Origin of the sequence: Pseudonocardia tropica (assembly GCF_040105315.1) — a bacterium.
Classification (GTDB): Bacteria; Actinomycetota; Actinomycetes; order Mycobacteriales; family Pseudonocardiaceae; genus Pseudonocardia; species Pseudonocardia alni.
In genome coordinates this window covers 1-1,850 of sequence record NZ_JBEDNP010000074.1, presented here as the reverse complement: position 1 = coordinate 1,850, position 1,850 = coordinate 1, and the positions used below count along the sequence as shown (strand labels likewise).

2 protein-coding genes are annotated in these 1,850 nt (G+C 69.7%); both read left to right on the top strand.

Annotation, left to right across the window (positions count from 1 at the left end; genetic code table 11):
- Nucleotides 1-886 (top strand): hypothetical protein (locus tag WHI96_RS27575; RefSeq protein WP_349302513.1); only part of this gene is annotated, 886 nt, incomplete at its 5' end.
- A 693-nt stretch (nucleotides 887-1,579) separates the two neighbouring features.
- The coding region (locus WHI96_RS27570) for a hypothetical protein (RefSeq protein WP_349302512.1) at nucleotides 1,580-1,850 on the top strand (271 nt) is incomplete at its 3' end.

The following is a 1,850-nucleotide window of genomic DNA, read 5'->3' as shown; positions in this document are numbered from 1 at the left end:
GCTGCGTGCCGCGCGGGAACTGGCCGAGGAGTACCGGCGCGACAGCATCATCTGGGCCGCCGGGCTGGACCAGCTCCCCGAGGGATCGGACGAGCGGCGCGACGCCGAGCGCGACGTGGCCGCCGCGCGGCGGCTGACCGCCCTGCAGGAGCAGCGCGTCGAGGCCCTCACCACGGTGGCGCGGGTGCGTGAGGAGTGGTTCGAGCAGACCGCCGCGACCCGGGTGCAGGCTGCGCTGGCCGGCGATGAGCTGGAGCGGCGGGGGCAGGAGCGGGAGGTCGCTCCGAGCCGGGGTGAGCAGACCGAACTGTTCGCCATCGACGAGTCCAGCAATGAGCGGAGCAGCGAGCGCCGTCGAGTCGTCGACCCGGCTCAGGAAGAGCTGGATCTCCCCGGAGTGTCGAGCGCACGCCCCGACAGCCCCGCGCGGGACGAGGAGACGCAGCGTGGACCGCAGGGACAGGCGGTCGAGGCGGACGAGATGAGGAGGGACCGGGACGAGGTCGCGGTCGGGCAGGGCTACGCCGACGTCCGGCGCGACGAGGCGCAGGCCGCTCGGGAACGCGCAGGGCAGCCCGAGCTGTTCACCACCGTTCCGGAGGTTCGAGATGTGGCTGCCGCCCAGCCAGTGCGTGAGGGCGATCGGACCCGCGATGTGGCGGCGGAAGCGGATGGGGCAGCGCCGCTCACCGTAGGGAATGCGCTGCGCATTGCGCTCGTCAGCAAGGCCCTTCGCGAGGAGATTCGCGCTGCCAACGCGGACAAGAGCCGTGCCGACGAGCACACAGATGTCGGTATCGGCGCCCCTGTCCCCCGCCCCCCGGAAGTGGCGGCGAGTACGGAGAATCAGCGGCAGCGGCGCCGTAGTAGTGGCATCGCGCGCTGAATGTGGACTCGACTCAGGTTGAGGGCACGCTGGAGCCACGTCGTCGCACTCGCCGGGTCCGTGACCGCACGACGGTAAGCGGCTCGTTCGCGCTGTTCACACGATGGCGCCCTTCACCTTCGTGTCGGGTCGAGGCGCGGCAGGCTCGACACTCCGCGGGCCGTCCGAGTCGCTGGCGCCGACGCCGCGATCCCGTCGGCCCTCGTCGACCCTGCCGACGCGACCGACCTCGACCCGTTCCTCACCGACGCCCAGGTCGCCGACTGGCCGCACACCACGAACGTCGAGGACGGCGCCGCCCAGCGCCTCGCCCGACCCCGCGAACCCGCCCGGCTGCTCGGCCCTCGACGCTGCCCGAGGACGAATGCGAGAGCCCGTTCCGTTGAACGTTCCATGCCGGTAAGGTTCCGTCGTTCTGACCGGGCGAAGCGATGGGCGACGGGTGAACCAGTTCGAGTTCTGGGCGACGATGACCGGTCACCTTTTCTCTTGGCCGGCCGCTGTTGTCTTCTCTGTCCTGATCCTGAAAGAGCCCTTGGGGAAGCTGCTTGGTCGTCTACTGTCTGCGGAAGGGCCGGGGGCATAAAAGCAAACTTCGCGCAGTTATTGGCAGAGGCGAAGCCGAATGATCGAGCGGCCGACGACGGGGCTGCATCAAGCGATGTGCCCGTTCCGTCGGTCCCCGCTCCCGGAGTGACTAAGCCGGAGCCGCAACCGCCGGCTCTGCCCGGGGGCACCCACGACGACGACGACCTGGCGCACCTCCCGCCGAACCATGCGAAGCGACTCGCCGCCAACATGGTGGAGTTCGTAAGTCGGCAAACGCGTAGGGACCAGCTCATTGGTCTGGCGCTCAAGCGGCCCGATGTCGCCGTGTCCGAGGCGTGGAACTTTCTTTACGACTCGCTGGTCGGCCTAGCCCTCGTGACGGACGGATACTATGAGCGGTCTGCGCCGGTGCTGC